The 5777-nt window shown below is 66.7% G+C and carries 4 protein-coding genes; all 4 read left to right on the top strand.

From position 1 onward, the window contains the following. The first annotated feature begins 367 nt into the window (after positions 1–367). Positions 368–1402: a rod shape-determining protein gene (locus JYJ84_RS26945; protein WP_175220075.1), complete on the top strand. Its 1035-nt coding sequence runs from the start codon at positions 368–370 to the stop codon at positions 1400–1402. A 235-nt stretch (positions 1403–1637) separates the two neighbouring features. Beyond that, complete coding sequence (locus tag JYJ84_RS26940) at positions 1638–2297, top strand: YdcF family protein (RefSeq protein ID WP_122947713.1); 660 nt, start codon at positions 1638–1640, stop codon at positions 2295–2297. 119 nt (positions 2298–2416) lie between these two features. After that, on the top strand, positions 2417–2755 hold the full coding sequence (locus tag JYJ84_RS26935) for a hypothetical protein (protein ID WP_175220077.1): 339 nt from the start codon (positions 2417–2419) through the stop codon (positions 2753–2755). 124 nt (positions 2756–2879) lie between these two features. Next, positions 2880–5777 (top strand): autotransporter-associated beta strand repeat-containing protein (locus JYJ84_RS26930; protein ID WP_205189670.1); only part of this gene is annotated, 2898 nt, incomplete at its 3' end.

Below are 5777 nucleotides of genomic sequence, written 5' to 3'. Positions count from 1 at the left end.
GCAGCGGTTGCGCGGCGACCGTGCAGCACCAGAAGGCGACGAGCGTCGTGCAAAGCGGGCGCACCCGCGCCCAGCGGAAGGAAACGGTCGCTGTCATGGTGGAAATACCTGGCGAGATCGGGCGTCTGAGGCCTGCCGGGAGCAGGCAAGACCGAGAGATTACCGTGTTTTACAGGCGCCATGCGAGAGGCTGTTGCGTAGCGGGAGACGTCCGGACCGGCATTTTTGACAATTCCGTCGCGAAAAAATCATCGGAATTGCCTAAAGTATCGAAACGATTTGCCGCTAAGGCCGTGATGGGGCTGCATGGACACGCCACGCAAATGCGGTGCGGCTGCCCCGGTTCGTTCGCTTACAAAGGTTTGATATGTCGACACCGCTGTTCGGAAAGTTGTTTGCGCAACCCGTTGCGATCGACCCTGGAACGGCGAGTACGCGGATCTATACGCATGAACGTGGCGTGGTGCTGAACCAGCCGTCGGTCGTCTGCTTCCGCAAGGCCGGTGCGACCGATGCGCGGCCGACGCTCGAGGCCGTCGGCGAGCTCGCGAAGGCGCTGCTCGGCCGCGAACCGGGGCATCTCGAAGCCGTGCGGCCGATGCGGCACGGCGTGATCGCCGATGCGCACGCGGCCGAGCAGATGATTCGCAGCTTCATCGACATGTCGCGCACGCGTTCGCGCTTCGGCCGTCGCGTCGAGGTCACGCTGTGCGTGCCGTCCGACGCGACCCCCGTCGAGCGCCGCGCGCTCCGCGAGGCCGCGTTCGCGGCGGGTGTATCGGAGGTCGAATTGATCGAGGAATCGCTGGCGGCCGGGCTCGGCGCGGGCCTGCCGGTGACCGAGCCGGTCGGCTCGATGGTCGTCGATATTGGCGGCGGGACGACCGAGGTTGCGGTGATCGCGCTCGGCGGCATCGTCTACCGCGAGGCGATTCGCGTCGGCGGCAACCAGTTCGACGGGGCGATCGTCAACCACGTCCGCAACCTGTATGGCGTGCTGCTCGGCGAGCAGACGGCCGAGCACGTGAAGAAGACGATCGGCTCGGCCACCAGCGCGGTGCCGCGCACATCGACGCGCGCGGTCGGGCGCAGCATCGGCGATGGCCTGCCGCGCTCGATCGAGCTGTCCAACCACGATGTGGCGGACGCGCTGGCCGCGCCGCTCAAGCAGGTGATCGGCGCGGTGAAGTCGGTGCTGGAAAATGCGCCGGCCGAACTCGTGACCGACATCGCGCATCGCGGCGTGGTGCTGACGGGCGGCGGCGCGCTGCTCGCGGATCTCGAGCGCCTGCTGTACGACGAGACGGGGCTCGTCGCCCGGATCGCCGACGAGCCGGCCACTTGCGCGGTGCGCGGCGCCGGCGAGGCGATGGGGCGGCTCGCGATGTGCCCGGTCGACTGATTCGGGCCGTGCCGGGCCGTGCCGTGCATCGCGGCGCGGTCATTCACACGCTTTCGATCTCCGTATTGCGTGCCCGCTTCGCCGGGCACGCTGTTCCGGTCGAGCTGCCGGAAGGCCGGCTGCCGTCCGGCATCGGTCCGTCGCGTGGACACCCGAACGCGCACCATGCTAGCGTTACGCGCCCGTCCGGGGCCGGGCAAGCCGATCCGCCCGACGACCTGAGAGACCGAAAACCTTGAAAAACCACACCAAACGGGGCGTGTTTGCCCGAACCGGCCGCCTGCTGGCCGTCATCGCGTGCCTTTGGGTTGCCGCGGCCGTCGCGCTCGTCGCGTACGGGATGCGGATGCCGAGCGAGCCAGCCGATGTCGCGGTGATCTTCGGCAACGCGCTCGACGAGACCGGCGCGCCGAAGCCCGTGCTTGCCGCCAGGCTCGATGTCGGCGTGCGCTGCTACCGCACCGGGCAGTGCCCCGCGTTCCTCGTCAGCGGCGCGATCGACGGCCCCGGGCTGAACGAGGCGACCGCGATGCGCGACTATCTCGTGGCGCGTGGCGTGCCGGCCGACCGGATCGCCGTCGACGACCAGGGCGACAATACGCTGGCGACTGCGCAGCACACGCTCGCGTACCTGCAGGCGCACCGTCTGTCGCGCGTGCTGATCGTCAGCCAGTATTACCACCTCGCGCGGGTGCGTCTCGCGTTCGAGCGCGTCGGCATTGCGCGGGCGAACATCTCCGCCGCGTATCCGGGCCGCTTCCAGTTGCGCGATATCTATTCGAGCTGGCGCGAAGTGCCAGCCTACGCGGTGTACGCGGTGCGGTTGTGGGTGAATCCCGATGCGAAGCCTGTCTCGTTCCGGCCGATGCTTTATCTGATGAGCCTGTTTTCGTAACGCGGTGCGGTTTTTCGGTTGACGTGCGGCGAAAATCGACGTGATCGGATCAGTGCTAGATATTTTTTGATTTAGTCTGACGAATGCCCGGGGATTATCTTGTTTCGATATTTCCGGGCGTGAAAATACTGCACCGCAAAAACAAGAATGATAATCAATTTTATAACCTTGTTTTCATGGGTGCTTCGGTTACGTTATTTTTTGAGAAAGATTTAAATAAGCTGACAAGTGGCATGCGAATTTACCTGTTTGAAGTGTGCCGACAAGTAAAAAATGCACGCCCGCCAATCCCCGATCCGACGGGGAAAAGATCGACTGGAAAAGCCTGTTTTTTTGAACTAGCCTTGTCTGACAAAAAGCAGGGCGGTAATCAAATCAACCAGAAAGTCGCTGCAGAAAAACAGGGGCCATCGACATGTCATTCGACTAGTTTCGCGCCTGCCTTGCGGGGCAATTAACGATTCGTCCATGAATAAGCCGGCGTCGCATCGCGACAGCCGGCGCGGATGCTTTTGTCCGCGGGTTTTCTGCTGCCGGCCGTTCGATTTCACGGCAATGCCAATTCCAATAACGAGGAAAAGCATGAATCTTGCGCGTTCAAAAAAAGCCGGCGAGCCGTTCCCGAGAATCCTGTTGCCGACGGGCGTTTTCCTGGCGCTGTCCGGCGCCGGTATCCTGCCCGCCCATGCGGTCTGCAGCACGGCGGGCTCGATTGTGAGCTGCTCCGGCGCCGCGAACCCGCTTTCGCCGAGTTACTCGAACAGCGCGAACAACCTCAACGTGACCGTCAACACCGGCGCTGGCGTCGGCGTGCAACTCGGCATCGGCGGCACCGCGATGTCGCTGACCGGTAGCAATGTCACGCTGACCAACAACGGCACGATCGATCCGTCCTTGCTCGGCCTCGGGCTCGGTGTGCTGTCGAGCGGCACGGTGGTCGGCAACGCGGCGGCGAGCATGACCAACGTGACCAACAACGGCACGATGAACGGCTCGACCGGCGTGGCGATCAGCGGCGTGACGGGCATGGCGCTGGCGGTCCAGAACGGCACGGGCGGCACGACGACGATCAACAACACCGGCTCGATCGGCTCGAACGCGCTGGTCGGTGCGACACTCGTCGGTGCGGACTCGCCCGTGGTCGCCGCGTACGGCGGTGCCGCGGTCAACATGACGAACAGCGGGACGATCACCGGCCGCGTGTCGCTCGGGTCGAACGGCACGCCAGGCGCCGGCAACACGTTCGTCAACGCCGGCACGATCAACGGCGGCGTGTCGATGGGCACGAACAGTACGAACACCTTCACCGCGGTGACGGGCTCGTCGGTCAACACGGCGGGCGGCACCGGGGGCGCGTTCAACATAACGGTCGGCCCGGTGACGCTCGGTGTCGCGACGACGGGCACGGTCGACGGCGGCGCGGGCGGCAACAACACGCTCGTGCTGCAGCAGGGCGGCGCCGCGAACGGCACGATCTCGGTCAACAACTACATCAACTTCAATCACCTGAACGTCGAGACCGGCAACTGGACGATCAACGGCGCGTCGACCGCGCAGGATGCGACCTTGTCGGGCGGCGTCGCGATCATCGGCAACAACGCATCGCTCGGCACGGGCACCATCACGGCCACTGGCGGCGCGCTGCAGGCGGGCACGGCCGGGCTCAACGTCAGCAACGACGTGAGCCTTGGCGCGGGCGGACTGACGGTGCAAGGCTCGACCGGGCTCACGCTGTCGGGCACGGTGACGGGCGGCGGCGCGCTGACGAAGAACGACAGCGGCACGCTGACGCTGGCGGGCGCGAACAACTACACGGGCGGCACGAACCTGAACGCTGGCGGCATCGTGGTCGGCAACAATTCGGCGCTCGGCACGGGCGCACTGAACGTCAGCGGCTCGGCCACGCTCGATACGAGTACGAACACGACGCTCAACAACACGGTCAATCTCGCCACCGGCACGACGCTGACGGTCGGCGGCAGCAACAATCTCGGGCTGGCCGGCTCCATCAACGGCAACGGCGGCCTCGTGAAGAACGGTGCGTCGACGCTGACGCTGAGCGGCGCGAACACCTACACCGGCGACACGACGATCAACAGCGGCACGCTCGCGCTGGGCGCGGGCGGCAGCCTCGCGGCAGCCGGCACGGTGAACCTGACCGGCGCGGGCGCGACGTTCGACATGAGCAACGCAGCGGGTACGCAGACGGTCGGCGCGCTGGCGGGCGCGGCCGGCACGAACGTGAACCTCGGCTTCAATTCGCTGACGTTGGCCGGCAGCGGCAATGCGACGTACGCGGGCACGATCGGCGGCTCGGGCGGCGTCACGCTCGCGGGCACCGGCACGCAGACGCTGTCCGGCGCGAACGTGTACACGGGCGGCACGAACCTGAACGGCGGCAACCTCGTCGTCGGCAGCAATACGGCGCTCGGCAGTGGCGTGGTGAACGTCAACGGCCCGGCATCGCTCGACGCGACCACCAACGTGTCGCTCGCGAACGGCATCAACGTCGGCACCGGCACGACGCTGACGCTCGCCGGCAGCAACGCGCTCGGCCTGAACGGCACGATCTCCGGCGGCGGCGGTCTCGTGAAGAACGGCACGGCGACCGTGACGCTGTCCGGCGCGAACAACTACACCGGCGGCACGACGCTGAACGCGGGCGGTCTCGTGCTCGGCAACAACTCAGCGCTCGGCACGGGCGCGCTGACCGTCGGCGGCGCGGCGACGCTCGACACGACCACGAGCCTGACGGTCAACAACGCCGTCAACCTCGCGACGGGCGCCGCGCTGACGCTCGGCGGCAGCAACAATCTCGGGCTGAGCGGCGTGATCTCCGGCGCGGGCAGTCTCGTGAAGGACGGCGCGGCGACGACGACGTTGACGGGCGCGAACAATTTCACGGGCGGCACGACGATCAACGCCGGCACGCTCGCAATCAGCGGGGGCGGCAGCCTGTCGGCGACCGGCGCGGTGAACCTGGCCGGCGCGGGTGCCGCGCTCGACGTGAGCGCCGCGACCTGTGCGCAGTCGATCGGTGCGCTGTCGGGTGTCGCGGGGACGAACGTCAATCTGGGCAACAACGCGCTGACGCTGGGTGGCACGGCCAGCGGCACCTTCAGCGGTGCGATCGGCGGCACTGGAAGCCTGACGCTGGCCGGCACCGGCACGCAGACGCTGAACGGCGCGAGTACCTACACGGGCGGCACGAACCTGAACGGCGGCAGCAGCGTGGTGCTCGGCAACAATGCGGCGCTCGGTGCGGGGGTGCTGAACGTCGCAGGCGCGGCAACGCTCGACACGAATGCGAGTGTGTCGGTCGCCAACGCGGTCAATCTGGCCAACAGCGCGACGCTGACCCTCGGCGGCAGCAATGCGCTCACGCTGGGCGGCGGCATTTCCGGCGCGGGCGGTCTCGTGAAGAACGGCCCGGCGACCACGACGCTGACCGGCACGAACACGTACACGGGCGGCACGACG

Source organism: Burkholderia sp. LMG 13014 (genome assembly GCF_905232215.1).
In the GTDB taxonomy this organism is placed as follows: domain Bacteria; phylum Pseudomonadota; class Gammaproteobacteria; order Burkholderiales; family Burkholderiaceae; genus Burkholderia.
Note: the sequence above shows the minus strand (reverse complement) of the source record. Positions and strands in the feature narration are given on the sequence as shown.